Origin of the sequence: Gilliamella sp. B3127, assembly GCF_026536935.1 — a bacterium.
GTDB lineage: Bacteria > Pseudomonadota > Gammaproteobacteria > Enterobacterales > Orbaceae > Gilliamella > Gilliamella apicola_E.
Window position 1 is genome coordinate 278,080 of record NZ_JAFNNI010000001.1, and the last position, 26,384, is coordinate 304,463.

The window sequence follows — 26,384 nt, forward strand, 5'->3', positions numbered from 1 at the left end:
TAAGAGAACAATTATACTCATGATTAGATGGAAACTCCCATTTATATTACTTCTTGTATTAGGGTATTTGCAGTACTCATTATGGTATGGTAAAAATAATTTTTATGATTACCAAGAAAATGTGCAAATGCTTGAAAACCTACATCAAGAGAATGATAAGTTAAAAGCTCGCAACGAACAGATGTTTGCTGAAGTTGAAGATTTACAAAAAGGTTATGAAGCAATAGAAGAACGAGCTCGAAGTCATTTGGGTATGGTTAAACCTAATGAGTATTTTTATCGAATAATTATTGATTCCAACTCACAACAATAAGGTATTACGTGGCAAATAATAGTGATATTATCGCAATCGTTCCTGCCGCAGGAATTGGTTGTCGCATGGATAGTCAATTACCTAAACAATATTTAAAAATTGGTCAAATGACCATTTTAGAACACACCCTACAAAAATTATTAACCCACCCTAAAATCAGTCAAGTAGTAGTGGTGATAAACCAAGAAGATAAGCTTTTTAAAACACTTGATGTCGCATCAAAAGTTAAAGTGACTTATGGTGGTGAAACTCGTGCTGACTCTGTTTTAGCAGGCTTAAACTTAGTTGCTGAAAATCAATGGGCATTAGTTCATGATGCCGCAAGGCCTTGTGTTACTCATGAAGATATCACTAAATTAATAAATCGAGTTTTACATGAAAACAAAGGTGGAATATTGGCAACCCCACTCAGTGATACGATCAAGCAAGCTTATACTGATGATCCAAATATCATTAGCCACTCTGTGGATCGTACATATTTATGGGGAGCTGCTACACCTCAGTTGTTTAATGCAGGTGAACTTAAAGCATGTTTGAGTAAGGCTTTAAATAATCATGTCGCCATCACTGATGAAGCATCAGCGATAGAGTATTGTGGTGGTCATCCATTATTAATTGAGTGTCGTCGAGATAATATAAAAATTACTCGCCCAGAAGATTTAAGCTTGGCTACGTTTTATTTAACTAATCAAATTTAATATAGGTAGATTATGCGAATAGGTCATGGATTTGATGTACACAAGTTTGGTGGGGAAGGACCAATTATCCTAGGTGGAGTAACAATTCCTTATCAATATGGACTTATTGCTCATTCTGATGGCGATGTCGTTTTACATGCTATCACTGACGCTTTAATTGGCGCATTAGCTTTGGGCGATATTGGTAAACTATTTCCTGATAATGATCCCAAATACAAAAATATAAACAGCCGATTGTTATTACAAGAAGTTTACCAAATTATTCAATCTAAAGGTTATGAATTAGTTAATTTAGATACAACTATTATTGCCCAAGAACCTAAAATGAGACCTCATGTAGATCAAATGCGCGTTAATATTGCTGAAGATTTGAATGTACATTTTGATCAAATTAGTGTTAAAGCAACCACCACCGAGCAACTAGGTTTTACAGGTCGTAAAGAAGGGATAGCTTGTGAGGCAGTAGTACTATTAGCAAAAAAAACAAATACAAAATAAACGATAGGCAAAATAAGTGTTAGCAGAACTTAATTATTTTTATGGTAAACCGACAACTCATGGTTTATATAAACAGCAATTTGAAGATTTCATCGTTATTGAAGAGCTTGGTTTTGAGCTTACTGGTGAAGGTGAACATGTTTTAGTTTATCTTGAAAAGAAAGATTGCAATACGGTCTTTGTCGCCGAACAATTAGCTAAATATGTCGGTATTTCAGCTAAAAATGTCAGTTATGCTGGTCTTAAAGATCGTCAAGCAGTTACCCAGCAATGGTTTAGCTTACATATGCCAGGTAAAGAAACACCTGATTTTTCAAAATTTGACTTAGCAGGCTGTCGAATATTGCAAATTACTCGCCATAATAAAAAATTGAAAATAGGTGCTTTAAAAGGTAACCGTTTTAAAATTATTTTAAGAAACTTAACTGATAATATTGAGCCTAAATTAAACACAATTAAACAATATGGTGTCCCTAATTATTTTGGTGAGCAAAGATTTGGACGAGATCAAAATAACATAACCCAAGCAATAAAATGGGCAACTGGCGAAATTTCAGTTAAAGATCGTAAAAAAAGAGGTTTTTATCTTTCTGCTGCTCGTAGTGCTATTTTCAATGATATTGTCAGTCAAAGAATTAAACAAAATATTCAGCAAACGGTGCTCGATGGTGATATATTACAACTATCTAAAAGTAATAGTTGGTTTTTGTCTAAAACTGATGAATTATCACTTTTACAACAACGTTTGCAAAATGGCGAAATTAATATTACTGCACCAATGGTTGGTGATTCGCCATTGGGCACAACATCAGTTGCATTAGAATTTGAAACAAATTGTTTAAAACATTGGTCTTGCTTTGAGGAATTATTCAAGAAAGAACGAATGGAAACAATCAGGCGCTCAATATTATTGCGCCCCGAGCAACTAGAATGGCAATGGATAGGCGAAAATGATATTGAAATCAATTTCTACTTACCTTCTGGTTGCTATGCTACAAGTGTTTTACGCGAATTGATAATTGGAAATGAGTAATGCAAAATTCAAAAATGCAGGCTATGATTAATTTATTGCGCCAGCAGGGAATAAAAGATGATCGTGTTTTAGATGCTATAGCTTCAATACCGCGTGAAAATTTTGTTGATGAAGCGCTTTCTCATCAAGCTTATGATGACCGATCATTACCAATAGGTAGCGGTCAAACCATTTCTCAGCCATATATCGTTGCCAAAATGACTGAATTACTAAGGTTAACGCCGACAGCCAAAGTGCTTGAAATTGGTACAGGTTCAGGATATCAAACCGCAGTACTAGCCAAGCTGGTTGATCATGTCTGCTCAGTAGAAAGAATAAAAAGTTTACAATGGAATACAAAACGGCGATTAAAGCAACTTGATATTCATAACATCTCAACTCGTCATGGTAATGGTTGGCAAGGTTGGCCTGAACGAGGTCCATTTGACGGCATAATCGTTACTGCCGCAGCATCAGAAGTTCCTCAAAGCCTTCTAGAACAGCTTGCTGACAAAGGGCGCTTAGTTTTACCTGTTGGTAAAAACAAACAAACGTTACAATTAATTGAGCGTGATGGAGACAATTTTATAACTACAAATATTGGGGAAGTAAAATTTGTACCGCTTGTTGATGGGGATGTTGAATAAAACGCAAAAAATAGAAAATAATCAATTATTTTCTATTTTTTGATTGAATGTTCTCTATAATTTATTTTCTTTTGCTTTTTCTTCTGAAAGCTTCCATTCACTAATACCGTATAATGCATTAAATAGGTAAATTAAATATTGAGTTGCAATAACAATATTGTCAGTATAAATATTCAAACCGATCACTAATACATTTAACAATACCCACAAATACCAATTGAAGGCGTACCTCATCATTAATAATAGTTGCGCAACTACACCTAAGCCGAATATAAAGCAATTTGTAATGAGTTGATATGAAGTATTGCTCGCACCGATTTCGTTAGTTAAATAGATATTAAAAAATGCTGCAACAATTAAAAATATCAACGCATATAAAAATGCACTTTCATTTAAGGAACGAACTTTAACATTTTTATTCTGATCGAGATTTTTTTGCCAAGTAAATAATCCATAAATATGTGAACCAAAATAGTAAAAAGTAGGTAAGCCTGCCCCAATATTGCCACCAAGAAAATTGGCACAACACTCAGCTACTACAGCAAGCATTCCCAGCACATTTCCTAAGTTTTTTCGTTTAGCTAATAAAATTACACACAATAATCCCAAAAATGCACCAGCGTACGATACTGCATAGCGTAGATTGAAATTATTAAATGGATCAGTATACAAAAATGCAAGGGTGACACAGATAATACAAAATAGTGGATAAAACTTGTTTCGTCCAATAGCGATGATAACATCTCTTAAATTATTCATAATTAATACTCTTATCATTAATAAGTTGATTGACTAATTCAATACAGCGTAAATAACGTTCATCATAGTCAGATGAGTCGATTTGAACATAGCTGATATGGTTCTTTTTCAATAATGAGATTAGTAGTTGCTGAAAATCTTTCCGTTGTTTTGGACTTCCTAAACTACGTAAGCCATCAGCAACCCAAGGCGTGTTATTACCTAATAAAATAACCAAATCAAAGCGATAGTTGTTGATCATGGCTTGTAAAAAAGGATGCTCTTTGCCTTCGTACTTTTTGCAAAATGCTTGCGTGGTAATAAAATCAGTATCAATGAACGACACTTTATTCGCATGTTTGATAGCAAAATCGATATATTGTGCATGTCCTAATGCAATTTTATCGTAATCAGCATATTGCAATGCTCGTTCATCGCCACCAAGTTGAGAAAACACATAATCACGACCATATTCCCAAGCGCTAGTGGTATTAAACATATTGGCTAACTTATTAACTAATGTTGATTTACCACTCGATTCACCACCAAGAATAGCAACAGTTCGTACAAAAAACGGTCTAACTTCAGTTGGAATATATTGCCAATTTTTTAAAGGCGCTTGACGAATTTGTGTACCACTTACTTGCATAAATCGGCGGGTAGGATCAATAAGCACAGTATCTAAATCGAATAAATCTTTATACATCGCTACATCTTGTGGTTCACTCGAATAAACGCAACTAGGATTGATGCCTTTTTCCTTGAATAACTTTTTAACGCGATCGCTCCACTCATTCCAACCATTTGGGTATGAAGGAATACCGTCTTCTTCTAAAAGTTCAATATGGATATTTTTTTGATATTTAAACGTTTGTAATAACCAACGAATCCTATCGTTAATTGTTGGTTGGCGTGACATTGCGCTTTCTTTAAATAGTGCCATATCTCGCATCGTATCGGAACAAAGAATCACATAAAGTTCGTCAACTTGGCTAATCGCTCTTTGAATAAGATAAATATGTCCGGTATGTAATGGATAAAACTTACCAAAAATGACACCTACCTTTTTATGTTTACTGTTGGGATCAATTTGCAAATAACGGTGTAGTGATTGTAATTTTTGAGCACTAGGATTTTTGATTTTATCATTAATTAATTGGCTCAAATAACCTTTGGTCATTTGGCAGGCATCAGCAACTGTCTGTAACGATAAATTTTTGCGTTTTATGGCAGTTTTTAAATAACTAAAACCATTCATATCGCCTCCTTACCTTTTGTTTTTTATCTGGAACTAAATTTACATCATTTTTAATAAATGTTCAATATATTAAACAAGGAAAATAATTTTGCCTAATCAATTTAAATCTAATAGTAATTAAATATAAAATAGGAGATACTTTTATAATCTTAAAAATAGGCAATCTTCATTTTAAGTAACATCTATAATTTAATAATTAAAATCAGAATGATATAAGGAAATAATTCAATGAAAAAAATTGCATTAGCAATTGCATTAATTTCAGGTAGTGCTTTGGCAGATAATAACGTTAAATTAAATAAAGTGACATTATTTATTCAGGGAGCAGAATTACAAGGTCAGTCAACTGTTTCAATAACTAAAGGTGAAAGTGAAATAGTATTAACTGGTATTGCTAATGATGTTAAACCAAATACAATCAATGTAGGTTTTGGTAATAATAGTGACGTCCGAGTATTATCTACATCATTTAGTGATAACTATCTGGCTAATATTCGTAACGGTGAAGATACTCTATTAACTGTTAAAAAAATGAATAAGTTACAAGAAGATCGCGATACATTAGAAATCGAACTCAAAGCTGTTAATGAACAAATTATGCTTTTACAAGGTAACCGTTTAGATACTTTAGCTAAAAAAGGACCTGATGACTTAACAGCAATGAAAAATGTATTAGATTTTGTGAAAACCAATTTGACCACTGCGTTAAATGAACAAAATCGATTACAAAAAGAAATCGATGAGTTAGACAGGCAGATAAGCGAATATGAGAAAAAACTAGATGAAAATCAGAATAACAATGGAAAATTACACAATGCCGTTATAGTCAAAGTTGCTTCTGACAAAGATATAACGCTACCTATCACGCTTTCATATATCACAACTAAAGCAGGTTGGGAACCTGCTTATGATGTGCGAGTAGCGGATATCAATTCGCCACTCCAATTAACATATAAAGCAGAAATCCACCAAAACACTGGTTTAGATTGGCAAAATGTTGATTTTAGTTTATCGACATCTAATCCGAGCATAGATATTACTCCACCAGATTTTAATCCCTGGTATATTGACGTTTATAATGAAAAAAGCGGTTTATTTTTTTCCAAATCTGATAAAGAAGATTATTATGAACGCGATGCCAAATCGCAATTGGTTAATCCTAGTCAAATTGGCAATGTTAATACATTAGGTATCAATACCCATTTTGATATCAAGTTACCTTATACAATCAAAAACGATAGTAAAAATAATATAATCACATTACAAACCAAAGATGTTAAAGCAAACTACCAATATGTTTCAATGCCTAAATTTGATAGTAGCGTATACTTACTAGCGCAAATAAATGATTGGGATAAGTTGAATTTATTATCAGGAAAAGCCAATATCTTTTTCAGTGGTGATTTTATGGGGGAAACTATCATTTCAACCAAAAATACTAAAGGCTCATTGGATTTTTCATTAGGGCGTGATAAAAATATCTTAGTTTCTCGAAATCGTAATATAAAAGAGACCTCGACTCCTACACTATTTGGTAATGATGTTTCAGAAAAATATGCTTATACTATTGATGTCAAAAATACCAAAGCGTTGCCAATAAATATTGTTGTGAAGGATCAACTACCTGTTATCTTAAATAAAGCGGTAACACTTGATGATGCCAAATATGATGGCGCAGTATATGACAAACAAACCGGATTATTAACGTGGCAATTCAACTTAAACCCAAGTGAAACTAAAAACCTTAATCTAAGTTTTAAAATCACTTATCCAGATGGTAAAGAACGAGATATATATGGTTTATAAACCCAATAAAACAAAGAATAAAGTATGTTAATTACGTGGTTAGAACAATTTAAGCAAAATAGTCAGATCAGTTTATTAGATCTTCATTTGGCTCAATTTTTGGTTAATAAAATTGATTGTGAAGATGAAGTCATTGCTAAACGTTTTGCTTTTTTAGTTTTATCCTTAAGTATGGAAGTAAGAGCAGGGCACGTGTGCCTTGATCTTATTCGATTAGAAAATATTGAGCCACAAATCTGGTCAGAACTTAATTCACCGACGAATGACGATTGGGTTAATGTACTTAAGTTAGCATCTAATAAACATGTTGTCAGTTTTGGTGAACAACTCGCACCTTTAGTTTTTATTGAAAACAAACTCTATTTTCAACGCATGTGGTTAGATGAACGTTTTGTTGCGCAATATTTCAATCAAACTCAATTGGATATTACGTCGAGTATCGACTTAAAAAAAATACTCGACCAACTCTTTACTCACAACAGCGCAAGTATTGACTGGCAAAAAATTGCTGTTGCTGTTGCATTAACACGAAAAGTTGCCATCATCTCTGGTGGACCGGGAACAGGTAAAACAACTACCGTAGCTAAAATTCTAGCTGGAATCGTATTAAACAACCCAGCAACACGAATCGTAGCAGCTGCGCCAACCGGCAAAGCTGCATCACGATTAACTGAATCATTAGGGCGAGCAATTGAACAGCTATCTTTTGAATCATTAAATATTAAAACCGAAGCGGTAACACTTCATCGACTATTGGGCGCAAAGACTGATAATCGCTCTTTTAGTTATAACAAGAACAACCAATTACATATCGATGTTCTTGTAATTGATGAAGCCTCAATGGTTGATCTCAATATGATGGCGAGAATTATTGAAGCCTTACCGACTTCTGCCCGATTAATTTTATTAGGTGACAAAGACCAACTTTCATCGGTTGAGGCCGGAGCGGTCTTTGGAGACTTATGTCACTTTATTTCAAATGGGTATAGCCAATCAAGAGCCGATGAGCTAAGTAAGTTAACCGGCTATACCATCCCAATCACGGATCAACCTGTAACAACAATCACTGATAGCATCTGTTTACTGAAAAAAAGTTATCGATTTAACGAATCGTCCGGTATTGGATTGTTAGCAAATGCAGTAAAAGAAGGGCAGTATCATAATGTTAAAAAGCTACTTGCTGATAATACATTACAAGATGTCAGTTATTATGAACTTTCATCAAATCAAACCTCTCTTCTGGAAGACTGTGTTGAACACTATAAAGATTACTTAAATGCCATTAGACATCACGCCAATAATGATATCGCTACAGTTTTAGCTAAATTCGCTCAATGCCGTTTATTATGTGCTGTGCGTGAAGGAAAATTTGGCGTAGAAGGATTAAATAAACAAATTGAGCTGCTACTAGCCAAACATAAATTGATCAAATTAAATCAACGTGAACAATGGTATATCGGTCGACCAGTTATGATTTTACGTAACAGCACATCGTTAGGTTTATACAATGGTGATATAGGAATTACACTAACAGCTGAACATGATAGTTCAAAACTGCGAGTCTATTTTCCATTTTCGGATGGAGTCATTAAAGGTTTTTCACCTTATCGACTACCTGAACATGAAACTGCCTATGCAATGACAATACACAAATCACAAGGTTCTGAATTTGATCATGTAAATATAATACTACCCACTGAATTCTCACCGTTACTTAATCGCTCTCTACTCTATACGGCAATCACTAGGGCGAAAAAGTCCGTATCCATTTATGCTGATGCCAAAATATTAGAGCGCGTGGTTAAAAGTCAAATACATCGGGAAAGTGGATTAGTTGAGCAAATAGCAAATTATTCGCAAAAGAATTAAAGAAAAGATAAGCAAGCACCAACTAATAATAGCTGGTGCTTTTTATATATTAATGGATGATCTTCGCTAAAAAGTCTTTAGCACGATCAGATTGTGGATTAGTAAAGAACTGTTCTTTAGATGTATCTTCAATGATCTCACCGGCATCCATAAAAATAACGCGATGCGCAACTTTACGAGCAAAGCCCATTTCATGGGTCACAACCATCATTGTCATCCCTTCATAGGCTAATTCAACCATAACGTCTAACACTTCGTTAACCATTTCAGGATCAAGTGCTGAAGTTGGTTCATCAAATAACATAACAATTGGATCCATACAAAGTGCACGAGCAATCGCAACACGTTGTTGTTGCCCACCAGAAAGTTGAGCAGGGAATTTATCGGCATGTGCTAACAAACCCACACGATCTAAAAGAGAAAGGGCTTTTTCACGTGCTTCTTCATTTGATCGGCCAAGCACTTTAACTTGAGCTAGTGTCAGATTCTTCAAAATTGTCAGATGTGGGAAAAGCTCAAAATGCTGAAACACCATACCCACTTTAGAACGTAGTTTTGCTAAATTAGTCGATGGATCAGTAATCTCAGTACCATCAATCGTAATTTTACCTTTCTGAATAGGCTCTAAACCATTAACGGTTTTAATTAATGTTGATTTACCAGAACCTGATGGTCCACAGACAACAACAACTTCGCCTTTACCTACTTTAGTAGTACAGTTTTTTAATACTTGAAATTTTCCGTACCATTTTGATACATTTTTTAAGGAGATCATCTACTTATCCCTTTCTTGAAATAATTAACTAAACGAGAAGCAGTATAACAAATTATAAAGTAACTTATTGCTGCAAAAATAATCATTGAATACTTAACTGTGCCACCTTGAACGACACCAATTTGTGTCACACTTGCACCAAATAAATCAATCAAACTCATCACATAAACTAAAGATGTATCTTGGAACAAGATAATACCTTGGGTTAATAACAATGGTACCATTGATCTAAATGCTTGCGGTAATATTACCAAACGCATTGCCTGGCCTTTAGTCATACCCAACGCATAAGCGGCATGATACTGACCTTTAGCAACGGCATTAATACCAGCACGAATGATTTCTGAATAATAGGCTGCTTCAAATAAAGCAAACGCAATCATTGCTGAAACAACCCTAACATCAGCATATGGTGGCAAATTAAATACATGCTTAATAACTTGTGGTAATGCTAAATAGAACCATAACAACACTAATAGTAATGGAATGGAACGGAATAAATTGACATAACATTTAGCAAAAATATTTAAAATTTTATTATTTGATAAACGCATTAAAGCTAGCACAGTTCCCCAAATAATACCGAATACAACAGCGGTAAAGGTGATCTTAGTTGTTAGCCATAATCCAGATAACAATAAATGATAATTGTTTAAAACCAATGAAGGTATATCTGCAATCCAACTTAAAATTTGCATATTAACCTCCATGACTCATATTAGGTAAGCGTGTATGTTTTTCAACAAAACGCATAATCGTTAACACAGCATAGTTTATCAACATAAACGCAATGGTAACGCCACATAATATTTCAATAATACTATTAGTTGCATCATTAATACGATCGATTTGACCGATCAAATCAATAAGCCCAATGGTCGAAGCCACTGATGAGTTTTTAATGATGTTGGTCATTTCAGATGTTAATGGTGGAATAATACGACGATAAGCATTAGGTAATAAAACATACATATAAGCTTGTCGATTGGTTAAACCAAGCGCAATTGCCGCATAACGTTGGCCTTTAGGTAGAGTTTGAATACCTGTTCTAACTTGTTCTGCAATACGTGCAGAAGTAAACAAACCTAAAGCGATTGCCGCAGTAATAAATGCGCTGACATTAGGAGAAATGCCAGAAATAAACCATGTTTTTAAGCTACCAGATAAAATTTCTGGAAAAAGCATATACCATAAAAACATCTGAACAAGTAATGGGATATTACGAAAAAGCTGGATATAACCGGCAGCAAAGCTATTTAGAAATTTATTTTCTAAAGTTCTGCAAATCCCTACTAGTGATCCTAGTATGAATGCAATAATCCAAGCTGTTACTGCTAATGAAACGGTAACGATAATACCGTCAAAAAGCCAGTTTAAGTAAATTCCATCACCATAAGGGGTGGATTCAAAAAATAGTGTCCAATTGAAACTCATAATATATTTATTTCACTAAATTAGATTATGTACTAAATGCAAAAACATTTAGTACATTGGATTAGAAAGATATGAAAAGTATTAATCTAATGCTTTATCATTTGGATTTGCAAAAAGCTCAACCATTTTAGGTGAAATTTCAAGAGCCATATTCGCACCTTTAGGTGGAACTGGTTGAGTAAACCATTTGTTATAAGACTCTAATGCTTTACCAGATTTTTGTGCATCAGCAATAGCTTTATCCATCAATTGTTTAAATTGGGTATCGCCTTTTCTTAACATACAACCATAGGATTCGTAAGATAATGGCTCGCCAACAATTTTCCATTCAGCTGGATTGATAGCGCGTGAACGTTCACCAGCTAAAAGTGCATCATCCATTAAAAATGCAGCAGCACGGCCTGTTTCAAGGGCATTAAATGCATCACCATGATCTTTAGGCGTAATAATACGAATACCTAAATTATCTTTATTATTAATTTGATTTAATCGGACTTCAGAGGTAGTACCCGCAGTAGTTACCACATTTTTACCTTTTAAATCTTCGATACTATTAATATTGCTGTCTGCTTTCACTAAGAATCGAGTACCAACAATAAAAATGCTATCAGAAAAGCTTACTGTCTTTTGGCGCTCAAGATTGTTAGTAGTAGAACCGCATTCAAAATCATAAGTATAGTTATTAAGTAATTGAATACGCGTTTTAGAAGTAACCGGTAAATATTTAACTTTAAGATCTGGCATATTCAACTCTTTTTTAACTGCATCGACAATTAAATTAGAATAATCTTGTGAATAGCCAATAACTTCTTGTTTTTCACCATAGTAGGAAAATGGAATAGAAGATTCACGATGACCAACAACAATCACACCACTATCTTTAATTTTGGCTAATGTACCACTTAATTCTTCAGCAACAGCGGCACCACTCATTAGTCCAAGCATTGCTAATGATAACACTAATTTGGTTAATTTTGTCTTTTTGTTCATACTCATCTCCTACTGTTTAATTTGTATCATATTAAATAAATTTAATATTTTTACAAAGGGCGTATATTATAACTTATTTTTCATCATAAAAGTACTTTTTACTGTATATTTATCGATTAAAAGGACAAGCTACAACCTAGGTTTATCTAGATTTTCACAAAAATTTAACTCAGACAATTTTTTGAATTTCAATAATATACAAGCAATATTTATGCCAGAAAATTGATTATCGACGTTTTTTTACAAAAACCAAAATAAATAGCAAAGAAAGAATAAGATAATAAGCTAGATCGCCAAATCTAGCATAAGGAGTCAAACCAACAGTTGGAGATAACGTATAATTTAAAACATTGGTTTGAAATTGCGGTAACTGCTCAATAATATAACCATGATGGTCAATAATTGCTGTAATGCCGGTATTGGTACTACGAATCATTGGTCGACCAAACTCTAACGCTCTAGCTTGCGCCATTTGCAAATGTTGTTTTGGCCCAATACTATCACCAAACCAAGCATCATTTGAAACGGTCAATAAAAAATCTGTATCAGGTGCAAAATTCTTCCACATCAAATTCGATAAAATCACCTCATAACAAATTGCAGTAGTAAACTTAAATCCCTTCATTGTAAGCTGAGGTTGCTTTTCTGCTCCCTCTTGCATTGACGACATAGGAATATCAAGGAGATCGGCAATAGGATCTAATAAAAATCTAAAAGGGGTAAATTCGCCAAAAGGCACCAAATGATGTTTTTGATATCGATTAGCATTAGGATATTGATATGGCGTATTTTCGCCTAAAACCAGTAACGTATTGTAAATATCTGGATTTGCATCATTATCTCCGATACGATAATCAATAATACCGACTGCAATTTCACTACCATTTGCTCGGGCTTCATTATCTAAAAACTGTAAATAAGGTTGCTGATTTATCTCGTAATCAGTAACACTGGCTTCTGACCAAATAATAATTTTATCTTTACCGAAATTCTTTTCGGTTAATGAAGCGTAGGTTTGTAAAGTGTTATCTAACTGCTCTCTGCTCCAACGTAGTGATTGTAAAATATTTCCTTGAATTAAGCTGAAATTAGCTGTCCGGGAATGATCAATGGTTGTCCAATTAATTGAATTGAGTGAAACTGGTGCAAAAATGATCGCAAATAGTGCGACAATTGCACCAAATGTGTGCTTTATAAAGGCTGATTGCTTGAAATGGTACAAATAATAAACACCCAATCCACAGCATATAGTAAAGAGTAACGTTACCCCATTAATTCCAACGATCGGGAAATAATTTCGTAAAGGGCTATCAAGTTGACTATAACCTAATTCTAACCAAGCGAATCCTGTTAAAATATAGCCTCGTAAAAATTCGGTAACTTGCCACAAAATTGGTGCCAGTAAAACCAATTGTTTCATTGAACACTTAGTTGCAAAACGGTCACAGGCTCTCAATAACCAAGCAAATAGCATTGGATAGAGCGCTAAATAGCTAACTAACAGCCCCAAAATAATAATCGCAACTGACGTTGGCACTTCGCCATATTGTTTAATACTGATATAAACCCAGTGAACACCAGCTAAAAAGTAGCCAACACCCCAACTAAAGCCAACTAGCATAGCTTGCTTTTTTGTTTTATCAGCAACTAACCATAAAAGCCCAGCAAAAGACACAAAGGCAATTGGCCAAAAATGGAAGGGCGCGTAACTAAATACGGCAATGGCGCCTAAAAAAAGGCTCAATAGAATATGCTTAAGCATTTTGCTCTAAATTAGGAACAACTGCATCTTCAGGAATTGTGACATGCAATTGAATAATTCGTCTACGGTCAACAATGGTTACCTTAAATTGATAGCCATCAATAGTAATCGTCTCGCCACGAATTGGTAAACGCCCAAAATGTTGCATCACCAAACCGCCGATGGTATCCATCTCCTCATCACTAAATGAGGTACCAAAGATCTCATTAAAATCTTCAACAGGCGTAAGCGCACGAACGGAGTACATAGTTGGTGATAAACGACGAATATCTCGATCTTCAACCTCATCGTATTCATCCTCAATATCGCCAACAATAAGTTCTAAAATATCCTCGATAGTCACTAAACCTGAAACGCCACCAAACTCATCAATGGCCATCGCCATATGATAGCGCTGCATACGAAACTCTTTTAACATATGATCAACGCGTTTACTTTCAGGAACAACAACAGTCGGTCTAAGGATCTTCTTCAAGTCAAAATCATTAACACCTTGTCGAATATAAATAAGTAAATCCTTAGCTAAAAGTACTCCCTCAATATGGTCTCTATCTTCACTAATAACCGGGTAGCGTGAATGACCGTGTTCAGAAATAATATCTAAACATTCATCAAGGGAAAAATTATCTTTGATTGTTACAATTTGAGAGCGGGGGATCATGATATCGCGAACGCGCTGATCAGCTATATCCATTACACCTTCTATCATATCAAGGGTATCTGGATCAATAAGTTCGTTTTCTTCAGCTTCACGAATCACTTCAATAAGTTCATCTTTATCTTTTGGTTCTGAATTGAATAATTGACTTAACCATAATGTAAACCCTTTTTTGGGTCTCCGGTGATTATCATCACTCATTTGCTCTCTTCCTTTCATATATCAAATGTATTTTGAGTTATAATTTTATATTAAACAGACTATTAAAAATTAGTCATCTAATCAATTAATAAATAAGGATTATCAAATCCTAACTGTGCCATTATATCGATTTCGATATTTTCCATTTCTTCGGCTTCTTCGTCAAGGATATGATCATATCCTAATAAATGCAAACAGCCATGAACAATCATATGCGCCCAATGTGATGTTAACGACTTATGTTGCTCAATTGCTTCAGCTTCAACCACTTGCTTACAAATCACCAAATCGCCAAGTAATGGAACATCAATTTCAACCGGCGATTCAAACGGAAACGACAAAACATTGGTTGGTTTATCTTTATTGCGATAAGTATGATTAAGGTGTTGACTCTCTTCCTTATCGACAATCCGAATAGTGATTTCAGCATTCTCCACAAACTGCGGTAAAATTACCTCTAACCACTGCATAATTTGTTGCTCACTTGGCAGATTATCTTGTTGCTCTGTGGCAATTTGCAAATCTAAAATATTCATTCAAATACCCAACCTATTCACGATGATAAGGATGATTAGCCGTTAAACTCCAAGCACGGTAAAGGCTTTCAGATACAATCACTCTAACTAGTGGATGTGGTAGCGTTAAAGGTGATAGCGACCAACTTTGCTCAGCAGCAGCCTTACAAGCGGGAGACAGCCCCTCAGGTCCACCAATTAACAAACTAACATCACGCCCATCTGCTTTCCAACGTTCAAGTTGCTTAGCTAAATCATGAGTGGTATAAGGTTTACCGGGAATATCTAGCGTCACAATGCGATTACCTTTACTACAAGAAGCCAGCATCTGCTCACCTTCTTTATCTAAAATACGCGCAATATCGGCATTTTTAGTCCGTTTTCCTGCGGGGATTTCAATGAGTTCTAAAGGCATATCTTTGGGGAATCGAGATTGGTAATCATCAAAAGCGGTGGTTACCCAATTTGGCATCTTGTTGCCAACAGCAATAAGCTGTAGTTTCACGTAACTAACTCCAAAGCTTCTCGAGTTCGTATAATTGTCGGCTCTCTTCTTGCATTATATGAACGATCACCGAATCCATATCAACGACTACCCAATCCGCATCATTTTGGCCTTCACTGCCTAATACCACATGTCCTTGCTTTTTAGCTTCATCAAGTAGATGCCCTGCAATTGAAGAAACATGACGATTTGAAGTTCCAGTACAAATAATCATATAGTCGGTGATACTTGACTTACCACGCACATCAAGGGTAACAATATCCTTGCCTTTTAAATCATCAATTTTATCAATAATAAAGTCTTGTAATGATTGTTGCAAAATATACTCTCTACTAATATACATAAAGCGCTAGTATAGCATATTTTTTCAAAATCGCCTTGAAAATAGCACATCTCAACCAGTACAAATCAAAAAAAGTGAGGAGCGCACTTTTTAAAATAAAAAAAGTTGAGGAACGGGGTTTTTGACACCCCAAATCTTACAACTCAACCACCTGATCAAACAATGGATTATCCGTTAATCTATGTGTAACCATCAGCAGAGTTTTATCGTATTTTTTGATAAGTTCAATTATCTGCAGTTCAGTTTGTTGGTCAAGACTTTCGGTAGGCTCATCCATCAACATTAATGGTGAATTATGTAGTAATGCCCGAGCAATACCGATACGTCGAGTTTCACCACCAGATAATGATCGTCCTCCTTGCCCTAATGGCAAATCTAAACCCTGATCGGTTGAGATCAATTTGGAAAGCCCAACTTGATGTAAAATATCCATTAACTGTTGATCAGAAGCGTTTGGATTACCGATTAACAAATTTTGTCTAAGCGAGTCACTAAAAATAGTAATCACTTGAGGAACCACAGCAATCGCCTGACGTAAAGTTGGCTCGTCAAGTTGATTAATCGGTATATCGTTGATAAAGATATTACCTGAAGTGGGTTCCCACGCGCGCGTGACTAAATTAAGTAATGTGGATTTGCCACAACCGGTTTTACCAATTAAGCCAATATGTTTGCCGGCTTCAACTGTCAATGAAAAATGGCTTAAAACTGCAAAAGGTTGATTTGGGTAGCTAAAGCAAACATCTTCAAACCGCAGTTTTGCGGTAGTCAAATCTATCGATCTGCCTTGCTCGACAAACTGGATATCTGGTGTTTGATCAAATAAAGCGGTTGTTCGTTTGGCTGACGCTAATACTTGCCCTAAAAAGATAAATGCAGTAGGGATTGGCGCCAAAATTTCACTACTAGCAAGGCAGACAAACACAAATAGGGCAACTAAAGGCGATAATGTGTATTGAGTGATAAGCCAAAGCACTAACAAAGTCAAAAAGCCAGCAATTAATACCACAAGAGCACTCGAGAGCGCCATTAAGGTAGACTGCTTTTGTTGATGATAAAGCCAGTCTGATTCAAGTTTGTCGAGTTTTGAACGATAACGATCTTGCGCATTAAATAAAGTCAGTTCAGCTTGACCTTGTAGATAATTAACCAACAATGCGCGATACTCACTTTGCTGTTTAGCCAGTATTTCGCCTAATTGTTTACCTGCATAATAAAAGATCACCGGTATAGCAAGTAGAGTAGTAGTTAGTACCATGCTGATAATTAATGCAATAGGAAAGTTGATATAACTTAATCCGACAAACAAGAGCACAATAATTACCAGTGCCGTTACAATAGGTGAAAAGAGTTTTAGATAGAGATGATCAAGTGCATCAATATCCACAATAAAACGATTAAGAAGATCGGCTTTTTGATATTGGGATAATTGGTTAGCGCTTAAAGGAAGAATCTTCTTAAATGCTAATGTTCTTAAATACGCTAATATTTTAAAGGTGGTATTGTGATCAACCAAGCGCTCAGCATAACGGGATGCCGTTCGCATAATGGCAGCCGCTCTTACGCCCGCAGCAGGTAACATATAATTAAACGTATATAAACCCGCCACACCGACTACCGCGGTAGAAGCTAAAAACCATCCAGATAAAGAAAGTAAAAAAACACTGGCAAATAATGTAAGAATAGCTAAACCTAATCCAATAACAATTTGCCAAAAGTAGTGCTTATAAAGTGCAATATAGGGACGTAATAGCGCTAGCATAAGCTCTCCTTGATGGCGTTAAGTTGACCTTTCGACAATTTCCATACTTGGTCAAATTCATGCATATCATCATGTTGATGAGTGATAGTGATACTATTTGTCGCAATATCATAGGGTGCTAACTGCTGAACTGTCTGCTTATCTAAACTTGCGGTCGGTTCATCAAGTATCAGTAATTGGCAAGGTTTCAGCATTGCTCTAGCAAGGGCGATGCGCTGAGCTTGTCCAACTGATAATCTAACCGCATCTTCACCAACTTGGGTATCGACGCCTTCTGGTAATTGATCGATAACATCAGATAATTGCGCTTTTGCAATAACCTCGTCAATTTCATTGGCGCTCGCTATGGGTTTACCCAGTAGAATATTTTCACGAATCGAACCATTAATCAAATAAGGATTTTGCCCAATCCAACTGATTTGATGTTGCCAACTTACTAAATCAAGCTGATTAAATTCAATCCCATTAATTTTTAGTGAACCCTGATAAGGTAAAAAGCCAAGCAATACTTGCATAATAGAACTTTTACCTTCACCACTAGTACCAATTAACGCTAATTTAAATGGCGCTTGTAATGAAAAGCTAAGCGGGCCAACGATAGGCAGACCTTCGTTAGATAACACGATAAGATCTTTCGCTTCAATTGTTTTTAAAACATTTATTTCAGAAGGAATGGTTGATGATGATTGATTAGACTCGTTTTTTTTCTCAACGCTATCAAGTGGCAATTTTTTATTTAAAAAAGTTTCAATATTATCAGCTGCGGCAATGGCTTCTGCTTTGGCATGATAATAGACGCCCAAATCACGTAGCGGTTGAAAATATTCAGGTGCTAAAATCAAGGCAAAAAAACCAGCAAATAACGTGACTGTGCCATTATAAGCACCAAAATCAAACTCCCCTAAATACGAAAAACCAAAATAGACCGCCACAATTGCAATCGAAATCGACGTAAAAAATTCCAAGACCGCTGATGACAAAAACGCCATCTTTAATACTTGCATCGTTTTAATTCGAAAATCTTCAGACGCCTTGGCAATTTGCTCGGTTTGCTGTTTGCCTTGATTAAATAAGCGAATAGTACTCAGCCCTTTAAGGCGATCTAAAAAGTGCCCACTTAAATAAGAGAGTGCTTTAAAATGACGACGATTAATATCCGCGGCTCCCATTCCCACTAAAATCATAAAAATAGGAATTAGCGGAGCAGTACAAAGCAAAATAACGGCCGCGGCCCAGTTAAAAGGGAAAATAGCAATACAAATTAATATTGGCACCATACTTGCCAGGCGCATTTGCGGTAAATAGCGAGCAAAAAAATCATGCAAATTATCGACCTGCTCAATAACTAAGGTACTCCAAGCTCCTGTAGTACTTTGACTTAAATATGCAGGACCAAACAATTCAAACTGATCGATAATTTTTTGCCGAATTTGTTGTCGGATTTTTTGGCCTAAAGCAAAGTTAATCTTTTCACGAAAGAAAATAAGCAAGCCACGCGCCAATAGGATGACAACTAAAGATAAAAAATAAGGGAAAACGGTGGTAAAAGGAGTCTGATCGATGATCAACTTCTGCAAAATAATCGCCAATAAAGCAGCTTGGCCGATCATTAATAGACTCAACAAAAAACCGAATAAAACTGAAGCACGCAAATCTGGTTTATGCATTTTTGTGTGCTGTTTTAACCAGCTAAGTAAATAATTTTGACGTTTTTTATCTAGTGACATTTTAATTTATCTAAATAATGTTCAGCATCTAAGGCAGCCATACAGCCTGTTCCTGCCGAGGTAATGGCTTGTCGATAAATATGATCCATAACATCGCCCGCAGCAAAAATTCCTTCTACGCTAGTTTGTGTTGCATTACCTTCAGTACCTGATTTCACCTTGATATAACCATTATCAAGTTCAAGTTGGCCTTCAAAAATTGCGGTATTGGGTTTATGACCAATAGCAATAAATACCCCCATTACAGATAACTCTTCGGTTAGATCAGAATCGATAGTACTTCGTAATCTTACACCCGTTACGCCCATATTATCGCCAAGAATTTCATCGACGATTTGATGAGTATGCAAAATGACTTTACCTTCTTGCACTTTTTCAGCTAAACGATTCATTAAGATTTTTTCAGCCCTAAAACTATCGCGACGGTGGATTAAATGGACTTCACTGGCAATATTAGCCAAATAAAGGGTCTCTTCAATCGCAGTATTACCGCCACCGACAATAGCCACTTTCTGATTACGATAAAAGAAACCGTCACATGTAGCACAGGCTGACACACCTTTACTTTTGAAAGCTTCTTCAGAAGGCAACCCGAGATATTGTGCGGAGGCACCAGTTGCAATGATTAACGCATCACAACTATATTCCGTATCGCTACCAAATAGTTTGAAGGGCTTTTGGCTAAAATCAACGCTATCGATATGATCGATAATAATTTCGGTATCAAATCGTTCGGCATGTTGTTGCATTTTCACCATAAGTTCAGGACCTGTTAATTCTGGATTTGCTGCTGGCCAGTTTTCGATCTCGGTCGTGGTGGTTAGCTGTCCACCTTGCTGAGTGCCAGTTATTAATACTGGAGAGAGATTTGCTCGCGCAGCATAAACCGCTGCGGTATAGCCAGCAGGGCCTGACCCTAAAATTAATAAACGGGCATGTTTGGTTTTCATTTTGTATCCTTCCTATTATTCTGGCTAAATAAAATATGATTAGCGCAATTTATAGATGATAAGTCTAACATTATCAACTATTTTCTTGTAAAAAAAATGTTTATTACAGCAATAGGTGAAGGTGATAAATAACACGGAGTAACGTTACTTTTCCTTATATTTTCAAATTGTTAAATTAACTTATGTTTTTAACAAATTGATTTTATTTATCTAAAGTTTTCATAAGTTTTAATAATTAATTATTACTGTTTTAATCATTAGGCGATAACGCCTTCACTCGAAATACGACAAGCCACCATTCAAAAAAATGGAAATGTAATCAGCTAAAATTACGTGGGTAAAAGAAATTTTAAACTCAACTCAGCAGAATATTAACGATCCAAAAATCGCAAATATATTATTGGGTGTTGAATTTATTTTAGATTCACTATTAGCAGATGCGCAAACGCTTAATAACACGTTTGAATAATTGTTAAAAAAAGAGTTAATGCCGCCAGTTGGCTACATAAGACTAATAGCAATTAAGATAAGAAAGTGGTGACATCTTCAAGTGACCAACGAATATGAGGTGGTTGCTCATCAATACGATAACCAAACGCTAAACACAGCCCAACACCAAATACCTCACGACTAAATGTTGGAATATGTTTTTCTAAAATATTAATCACCTTATCATATTGGAATCCGCCAAGCGCACAAGAATCTATGCCATGATAAGCCGCTGTAGTCATCATATTTGCAGCAGCAATATAACCTTGCATTTCTGACCAGCTATCAGCATTTAAACCTTCCCGTAAACCATAAGCAATATAGTTAAGAAAATCTTGGCTAGCTTTATCAATTGCCGTTTGATCGTTCTGATCTGGCAATGTTCTTCCTATAGCTTGACGTAAATATGGACTTTGCAAAGTAAAATTATTCGCTTTACGGTAAAGTAAAATCACAAAATGTGAACAGCTAGTAACTTGTTCTTGGTCATAACAAGCAGCACGCAATTCAGCTTTGATATCTGCATTATCGACAACGACAAAATGCCAAGGCTCAAAACCAAACGAAGAAGGCGATAAACGACCCGCGTCTAAAATAATTTCAACATCGCTATGACTAATCTTTTTTGATTCATCAAACCGTTTACAAGCATGTCTAAACTCCAAAGCTAACGATAGTTTGTCCATAATGTCTCCTAAGATTTCTTATTCCATGGTGCCACTTTCAATAGTAACACCATGCCGGGTATTGCTAATAGCGTACATAAACCAAAAAAGTTGGTCCATCCTAAATATTCAACCATAATTCCTGTTGTTGAATTAATCAATGTTCGAGGAATAGAAGCGATGCTGCTAAATAACGCAAACTGTGTTGCAGTATATAATGGATTCGTGGTTTTGGCTATAAAAGCAACAAAAGCTGCCGAACCAAGACCAACCCCCAAGGATTCAACACTGATCACTATCGCTAACATTATTTTTTCACTGACACCAATATCATTAAAAGGGCCTTCAATTGATAACCAGGCAAAACCTAAAATAGAAAAGACTTGAACAAAACCAAAGTACCATAAAGCCCGATTAATCCCTATTTTTATCATCAAAATGCCGCCCATAATCCCGCCTAATATCCCTGGCCATAATTGCGCATTTTTAGCGATCAAACCAATGTCTGGTAGGCTGAATCCCATTTTCATATAAAAAGTAGTCGCTAACGATGTTGCCATGCTATCACCTAACTTATATAAAAATATAAAGGCCAAAATGATCATCGCGGATTTAACGCCTTTTCTTTTAATAAATTCTAAAAAAGGATTGATAATAATATCTTCAAAATTATGGGATTTTGGTATTGGTTTATTAATTGGCTCTTTTATCAACAAGGTAATAATTATCACGGGCAACATAAATAGCGCCGTGACCATAAAAACGCTACTCCAAGGTAAAAAATGAGATAAGATTAGCGATAATGAACCGGGCACCAAACTGGCAAGACGATAAACGTTAATATGAATACTGTTCCCTAATCCAAGTTCAGTATCAGAAAGAATTTCTTGGCGAAATGCATCTAAAGCGATATCTTGCGTGGCTGAAAACAGCGCAATAATGAAACAGAGTGTAGCAATAATCCAAATATTTAGAGTCGGTGAAAAACACCCCAATATTGCAATAAAAAAGAGCAATACTATTTGCGACAGAAACATCCATCCCCGTCGACGCCCCATCCCAAACAGTGAAATATTGTCCATAAATGGCGCCCAAACAAATTTAAAAATATAGGGCAGTTGAGTTAATGAAAATGCACCAATAGCTTTTATATTCAGCCCTTCACTGGTTAACCAAGCAGGTAAAAGTTGAATTAACAAATAAAAAGGAAGACCGGAAGCCAAACCAGTAAAAATACAAATAAGCATTTTAGTGGAAAAGATAGTCCTAAGAAGAGAAACTTGTTTTTTATTCATTAGTTAACATTATCGGTCAGTTATATAGCAAAGTGCTATCATAGCATATTAATAAAAAAAATAATTGCTAAAGCTAACATAAAGCGTTTTACTATACAGGTTAATTTTTAACTCAACTTTCAAAAGTAAGCATTTAATCAACATTCGCCAAAAAAATATCAAGTAAACAATGCGTTTCAATCATCATTAAAACTTAAAAGATGCATTAATTAAACGCCTATAAGGGGGATTGCAGTATGAAAGAAACAGTCAAAGTCGCTGTTTTTAGCAGTAAGCATTACGACAAAGAACATCTCGAAATCGCCAACAAACACTTTGGTTTTGATATCGAATATTATGAGCATAAATTAAGCCATAAAACGGTTGTCACCGCGCAAGGTTATGATGCTGTTTGTGTATTTGTTAACGACGAAGTTGATAAATTAGTTCTACAAAAATTAGCCCATTATGGTATTAAAATTTTAGCATTACGCTGTGCGGGTTTTGATAATGTTGATCTCGATGAAGCAAAAAAATTAGGGATCACCGTTGTTCGTGTGCCAGCTTATTCTCCTGAAGCGGTGGCTGAACATGCGGTTGCATTGATGATGACACTAAACCGCAGAACCCACAAAGCTTACCAACGTACTCGCGACGCTAACTTCTCGTTAGACGGCTTAACCGGTTTTAACATGCATAATCGTACAGCAGGTGTGATTGGAACGGGTAAAATTGGCCAAGCAGTGATCCGCATCTTAAAAGGATTTGGCATGAATATCCTTGCTTATGATCCTTATCCAAATGATATTGCTGTTGAATTAGGTGCACAATATGTTCAATTAGACGAACTCTATGCCAAATCAGATGTTATCACCTTACATTGCCCAATGTCTCCTGAAAATTATCATCTACTAAATAAAGAGTCATTCAACAAAATGAAAAATGGTGTGATGATTATCAACACAAGCCGAGGTGGTTTATTGGATGCAACCGCTGCAATCGAAGCGTTAAAACAGACCAAAATCGGTGCACTAGGTATGGATGTTTATGAAAACGAACGAGACCTATTTTTTGAAGATAAATCTAATGATGTCATATTAGATGACGTATTCCGTCGATTATCAGCCTGTCATAACGTGATTTTTACTGGTCATCAAGCGTTTTTAACCCAAGAAGCACTATTAAATATCTCTGACACAACCTTAAATAATATAGCGCAAATATCAGCAGGAAAAGAGTGTCAAAATATTGTTAAATAACAATAAATAATTTAATATGTCGCGGTTTTTTAACTAAATGAATATGGATGATTTATGCAACGTATCGTTATTTGTGTCATGATGGTTTTATGGCTCACTGCTTGTTCGAGTGGGGGATCATCGAAATCGCCAATGCAGCAACATCGAGGACATTCGAATGTAAAGGGTGGCGTTTATCTAGAAAAACAGCACGAAGAACCAAAAGCCAATAGTGCTCCTTTATCGGTCGATAAAGAAAAATTTATCACAATGATGGTAAATAAACATGGCTTTAATCGCCAACAACTTCGCAATATTTTAGAACAAACCAACAAACTTGATTGGGTTATTGGTTTAATGGACAAACAAGCGCCAAAATCAGGAACGTCAAACGTACCTAATGGCGCATGGATTCGTTATAAAAATAAATTTATCACCCCAGGTAACTTACCTAAAGGTGTCGAATTTTGGAATAAATATGACAAAGATCTACAACGTGCTTACAAAGAGTATGGTGTACCACCTGAAATTATCGTCGGAATTATAGGCGTTGAAACCGGGTGGGGAAGAGTAATGGGCAAAACCAAAATTATCGACGCATTATCAACCCTAGCATTTTATTACCCAAGACGATCACAATACTTTGCTAAGGAACTTGAAGACTTCTTAATTATGTGTCGTGATGAAGGTGTTGATCCGTTTGATTTAAATGGATCATTTGCAGGAGCAATGGGCTACGGACAATTTATGCCATCAGCCTTTAGAAATCATGCTATCGACTTCAACCATGACGGTCATACCGACTTATGGGATCCGGTTGATGCAATCGGCAGTGTAGCAAACTATTTCAAAGCTCACGGCTGGCAACGAAACAAAAAAGTCGCAGTGGTTGCTGATGGTCAAGCGCTCGACCTCGATACAGGCTTTAGCACCAAATATACGATTGAACATTTAGCTAAAGCAGGATTAAAACCAAAAAGCTCAATCGACGGCCATAAAGAAGTCAGCTTATTACGTTTAGACATGGGTGATAATTATCAATTTTGGTATGGACTACCTAACTTCTACGTCATCACCCGCTACAACCATAGCACACATTATGCAATGGCAGTATGGCAATTGGGATTAGCCGTTAAACAAGCTAGATAAAATTAACCTTAAAAGCAAAAGGTCGCAGTTGCGACCTTTTTTATTAATCCTAATAAACTATCTAAAAAGTTGAGGAGTGGGGTTTTTGGGGTTCTAAATTCTTTTTTGAAATATTGTCCCAAATAAATAATTCCGCCTTAAACTGTGGAGTTTTTTAGTAGCTGTATTTTTCCATCAAAAAAAGTTGAGGAGCGGGGTTTTTGAGGTTTTAAATGTCACTTAAAAATTATTAAATGATCAAAATCACTAAGTTTCTAATCCAAAGCCCTAAAATAAAATTTTTAAGGATCAATCGCTCAAATTTTAAAGATTTGTAATTACAATACATTTAAACAAAACAATAGTTAATCAATTATTATTTAGATCTTTTTTAGATCATATTTACAAAAGTTAATATAAATGAGCGAAAAAAAGTGTTGCATCGTGTTTTTCCAATCACTATACTTTTTACACGGTTTTAGCTAATAGGCTAAAATTTAACAGAAAAGTATAAAATTGTAAATTAATCAAAAAATTACTTGACTATAATTTTCAACAGCCAACAGCTAAACCTATCTTTTAAATTCGTCTAAGTCCAGCACCTCGCTTAAATTTTTCACTGAAACTTATTTTTCCACGCAATCAAGTAAAATTCTGCGAATTTTCGCGCGTTCGCTTCCGCGATCCTCTTTTCGATCCTGTTTTCGATCCTTTTCCCAATTATCCCAGAAGATTGTTTTTTTCGTGGCTTTTTTCTCTCTTTTTCGGGTCACGCATTGACATCACAGACAATTAGGAATGCGATACAGGGTAGTGCTCCGTATTTGACTTTCGATGGTGGTCGTACTCGTGCGGTTGATGCTAACGATCTGCTTGGGATTACACTATCTGATGGAACTAGGTACACGCCTTCAACCAAATCTTATCTACAACACCCATCGTTTTGCCTGCTACAGGTTAGAGTTTTGCTGTGCCTAATGGTAAGTTCAATGAAGGTGGTTGAGAAAATATAGCCTTAAGTTGTTATGAGTTAGCTGACTCAAAGAGTCAATGTAGCCAAGCGTTAAAAAACGATTTTGTAAAGCATATCAATAATCGGCCTTTAGGCTATGATGGATTTTATTGACGA

At 35.6% G+C, this 26,384-nt stretch carries 26 protein-coding genes; 10 read left to right on the top strand and 16 right to left on the bottom strand.

The annotated features are described in order from the left end of the window. The first annotated feature begins 19 nt into the window (after nt 1-19). The 5 genes from ftsB to J3U00_RS01245 are packed head-to-tail and all read left to right on the top strand — an operon-like array spanning nt 20 to nt 3,168. Nucleotides 20-313, top strand: coding sequence for a cell division protein FtsB (gene ftsB, locus J3U00_RS01225; protein ID WP_065562145.1), 294 nt, complete (start codon nt 20-22; stop codon nt 311-313). Then, nucleotides 310-1,011: a 2-C-methyl-D-erythritol 4-phosphate cytidylyltransferase gene (gene ispD, locus J3U00_RS01230; RefSeq protein WP_416379871.1), complete on the top strand. Its 702-nt coding sequence runs from the start codon at nt 310-312 to the stop codon at nt 1,009-1,011. Before ftsB ends, ispD begins: the two co-directional genes overlap by 4 nt. A 12-nt stretch (nt 1,012-1,023) precedes the next feature. Beyond that, the gene (gene ispF, locus J3U00_RS01235) at nt 1,024-1,509 is read left to right on the top strand and encodes a 2-C-methyl-D-erythritol 2,4-cyclodiphosphate synthase (protein WP_065734336.1); all 486 of its coding nucleotides are present in this window, start codon (nt 1,024-1,026) and stop codon (nt 1,507-1,509) included. A gap of 16 nt (nt 1,510-1,525) precedes the next feature. Further along, nucleotides 1,526-2,542 carry a tRNA pseudouridine(13) synthase TruD gene (truD, locus tag J3U00_RS01240; RefSeq protein WP_220225004.1) on the top strand — a complete coding sequence of 339 codons (1,017 nt, stop codon included), beginning with the start codon at nt 1,526-1,528 and terminating at the stop codon, nt 2,540-2,542. Further along, on the top strand, nt 2,542-3,168 hold the full coding sequence (locus J3U00_RS01245) for a protein-L-isoaspartate(D-aspartate) O-methyltransferase (protein ID WP_065562142.1): 627 nt from the start codon (nt 2,542-2,544) through the stop codon (nt 3,166-3,168). The genes truD and J3U00_RS01245 overlap by 1 nt, the downstream gene beginning before the upstream one ends. A 54-nt stretch (nt 3,169-3,222) precedes the next feature. On the opposite strand, the gene pnuC is transcribed toward J3U00_RS01245, so the two are convergent. Beyond that, nucleotides 3,223-3,927 carry a nicotinamide riboside transporter PnuC gene (pnuC, locus tag J3U00_RS01250; protein WP_065562141.1) on the bottom strand — a complete coding sequence of 235 codons (705 nt, stop codon included), beginning with the start codon at nt 3,925-3,927 and terminating at the stop codon, nt 3,223-3,225. Continuing rightward, the gene (gene nadR, locus J3U00_RS01255; protein WP_065562140.1) at nt 3,920-5,164 is read right to left on the bottom strand and encodes a multifunctional transcriptional regulator/nicotinamide-nucleotide adenylyltransferase/ribosylnicotinamide kinase NadR; all 1,245 of its coding nucleotides are present in this window, start codon (nt 5,162-5,164) and stop codon (nt 3,920-3,922) included. Before nadR ends, pnuC begins: the two co-directional genes overlap by 8 nt. Nucleotides 5,165-5,392: 228 nt before the next feature. On the opposite strand from nadR, the gene J3U00_RS01260 reads away from it, so the two are divergent. Both J3U00_RS01260 and recD read left to right on the top strand, forming a co-directional pair. Beyond that, on the top strand, nt 5,393-6,970 hold the full coding sequence (locus tag J3U00_RS01260) for a mucoidy inhibitor MuiA family protein (RefSeq protein ID WP_267331257.1): 1,578 nt from the start codon (nt 5,393-5,395) through the stop codon (nt 6,968-6,970). A gap of 24 nt (nt 6,971-6,994) precedes the next feature. Continuing rightward, a complete protein-coding gene (recD, locus tag J3U00_RS01265) occupies nt 6,995-8,839 on the top strand; it encodes an exodeoxyribonuclease V subunit alpha (protein WP_267331258.1) in 1,845 nt (614 codons plus the stop codon). A 49-nt stretch (nt 8,840-8,888) separates the two neighbouring features. Here recD and J3U00_RS01270 read toward each other — a convergent pair whose 3' ends face one another. The 14 genes from J3U00_RS01270 to J3U00_RS01335 form a co-directional block, all read right to left on the bottom strand. Next, a complete protein-coding gene (locus tag J3U00_RS01270; RefSeq protein WP_267331259.1) occupies nt 8,889-9,614 on the bottom strand; it encodes an amino acid ABC transporter ATP-binding protein in 726 nt (241 codons plus the stop codon). After that, nucleotides 9,611-10,312 (bottom strand): ABC transporter permease subunit, encoded by a 702-nt coding sequence (locus J3U00_RS01275; protein WP_267331260.1) that lies wholly within the window; start codon nt 10,310-10,312, stop codon nt 9,611-9,613. The genes J3U00_RS01270 and J3U00_RS01275 overlap by 4 nt, the downstream gene beginning before the upstream one ends. 1 nt (nt 10,313) lies before the next feature. Next, entirely contained in the window at nt 10,314-11,048 is a 735-nt protein-coding gene (locus J3U00_RS01280) for an amino acid ABC transporter permease (protein ID WP_065734340.1), read from the bottom strand. Between the two features lie 81 nt (nt 11,049-11,129). After that, on the bottom strand, nt 11,130-12,038 hold the full coding sequence (locus tag J3U00_RS01285; RefSeq protein WP_065562134.1) for a glutamate/aspartate ABC transporter substrate-binding protein: 909 nt from the start codon (nt 12,036-12,038) through the stop codon (nt 11,130-11,132). 226 nt (nt 12,039-12,264) lie between these two features. Beyond that, nucleotides 12,265-13,782 carry an apolipoprotein N-acyltransferase gene (lnt, locus tag J3U00_RS01290; RefSeq protein WP_176701507.1) on the bottom strand — a complete coding sequence of 506 codons (1,518 nt, stop codon included), beginning with the start codon at nt 13,780-13,782 and terminating at the stop codon, nt 12,265-12,267. A 10-nt stretch (nt 13,783-13,792) separates the two neighbouring features. Next, on the bottom strand, nt 13,793-14,659 hold the full coding sequence (corC, locus tag J3U00_RS01295) for a CNNM family magnesium/cobalt transport protein CorC (RefSeq protein WP_065734343.1): 867 nt from the start codon (nt 14,657-14,659) through the stop codon (nt 13,793-13,795). Between the two features lie 77 nt (nt 14,660-14,736). Beyond that, a complete protein-coding gene (gene ybeY, locus J3U00_RS01300) occupies nt 14,737-15,195 on the bottom strand; it encodes an rRNA maturation RNase YbeY (protein ID WP_065562131.1) in 459 nt (152 codons plus the stop codon). Nucleotides 15,196-15,208: 13 nt separating this feature from the next. Next, nucleotides 15,209-15,679, bottom strand: a complete 471-nt coding sequence (rlmH, locus tag J3U00_RS01305; RefSeq protein WP_220225000.1) for a 23S rRNA (pseudouridine(1915)-N(3))-methyltransferase RlmH — start codon at nt 15,677-15,679, stop codon at nt 15,209-15,211. A 4-nt stretch (nt 15,680-15,683) separates the two neighbouring features. Next, nucleotides 15,684-16,001 (bottom strand): ribosome silencing factor, encoded by a 318-nt coding sequence (rsfS, locus tag J3U00_RS01310; RefSeq protein WP_065734345.1) that lies wholly within the window; start codon nt 15,999-16,001, stop codon nt 15,684-15,686. 157 nt (nt 16,002-16,158) lie between these two features. Continuing rightward, the gene (cydC, locus tag J3U00_RS01315; RefSeq protein WP_267331261.1) at nt 16,159-17,784 is read right to left on the bottom strand and encodes a heme ABC transporter ATP-binding protein/permease CydC; all 1,626 of its coding nucleotides are present in this window, start codon (nt 17,782-17,784) and stop codon (nt 16,159-16,161) included. Then, complete coding sequence (gene cydD, locus J3U00_RS01320; protein ID WP_267331262.1) at nt 17,778-19,511, bottom strand: heme ABC transporter permease/ATP-binding protein CydD; 1,734 nt, start codon at nt 19,509-19,511, stop codon at nt 17,778-17,780. Before cydD ends, cydC begins: the two co-directional genes overlap by 7 nt. After that, nucleotides 19,502-20,461: a thioredoxin-disulfide reductase gene (gene trxB, locus J3U00_RS01325; protein WP_267331263.1), complete on the bottom strand. Its 960-nt coding sequence runs from the start codon at nt 20,459-20,461 to the stop codon at nt 19,502-19,504. The genes cydD and trxB overlap by 10 nt, the downstream gene beginning before the upstream one ends. Before the next feature lie 521 nt (nt 20,462-20,982). Continuing rightward, nucleotides 20,983-21,636 (bottom strand): NAD(P)H-dependent oxidoreductase, encoded by a 654-nt coding sequence (locus J3U00_RS01330; protein ID WP_065734349.1) that lies wholly within the window; start codon nt 21,634-21,636, stop codon nt 20,983-20,985. An 8-nt stretch (nt 21,637-21,644) separates the two neighbouring features. Continuing rightward, a complete protein-coding gene (locus tag J3U00_RS01335; RefSeq protein ID WP_267331264.1) occupies nt 21,645-22,910 on the bottom strand; it encodes an AmpG family muropeptide MFS transporter in 1,266 nt (421 codons plus the stop codon). Nucleotides 22,911-23,146: 236 nt separating this feature from the next. Here J3U00_RS01335 and J3U00_RS01340 point away from each other — a divergent pair, with 236 nt between their 5' ends. The 3 genes from J3U00_RS01340 (at nt 23,147) to J3U00_RS01350 (ending at nt 26,268) form a co-directional block, all read left to right on the top strand. Next, on the top strand, nt 23,147-24,148 hold the full coding sequence (locus J3U00_RS01340; protein WP_267331265.1) for a 2-hydroxyacid dehydrogenase: 1,002 nt from the start codon (nt 23,147-23,149) through the stop codon (nt 24,146-24,148). A gap of 54 nt (nt 24,149-24,202) precedes the next feature. Further along, nucleotides 24,203-25,276 carry a lytic murein transglycosylase B gene (mltB, locus tag J3U00_RS01345; protein WP_267331266.1) on the top strand — a complete coding sequence of 358 codons (1,074 nt, stop codon included), beginning with the start codon at nt 24,203-24,205 and terminating at the stop codon, nt 25,274-25,276. Nucleotides 25,277-26,031: 755 nt separating this feature from the next. Continuing rightward, nucleotides 26,032-26,268, top strand: coding sequence for a hypothetical protein (locus J3U00_RS01350; RefSeq protein WP_267331267.1), 237 nt, complete (start codon nt 26,032-26,034; stop codon nt 26,266-26,268). Nucleotides 26,269-26,384 lie beyond the last annotated feature (116 nt).